Below are 374 nucleotides of genomic sequence, written 5' to 3'. Positions count from 1 at the left end.
TGACTTGGTCGCCTGGAACAGCACAGGTGAGCTCGAGTATCGGGGTCGTACGGATTTCCAGGTGAAGATCCGTGGTTTCCGTATCGAGTTGGGTGAGATCGAAGCCGCGTTGTTGGCGCTGCCGGAGATCGCGCAGACGGCGGTGATCGCGAAGTCGGATCCGAAGACCGGTGACCGGCTGGTGGCCTACCTGGTGGCTGCCGATGCCGACGCGGGTGTGGATGTGGCTTCGGTGAAGTCCGAACTCACCGGCAATCTGCCGTCGTATATGGTTCCGTCGGCGTTCGTGGTGTTGGATGCTTTGCCGTTGAACGTGAACGGCAAGCTGGATCGTAAGGCGTTGCCGGAGCCGGAGTTCGAGGTCCAAGCCTTCC

At 61.0% G+C, this 374-nt stretch carries 1 protein-coding gene; it reads left to right on the top strand.

Going from position 1 to position 374, the window contains the following annotated elements; all coding sequences use genetic code 11:
• Positions 1-61: 61 nt before the first annotated feature.
• Positions 62-374, top strand: a 313-nt coding sequence (locus tag ON21_RS24645) for an AMP-binding enzyme (RefSeq protein WP_373281152.1), incomplete at its 3' end; no start/stop codon positions are given.

It is taken from the genome of Nocardia araoensis NBRC 100135, assembly GCF_000308435.1.
GTDB classification, from domain to species: domain Bacteria; phylum Actinomycetota; class Actinomycetes; order Mycobacteriales; family Mycobacteriaceae; genus Nocardia; species Nocardia araoensis.
Note: the sequence above shows the minus strand (reverse complement) of the source record. Positions and strands in the feature narration are given on the sequence as shown.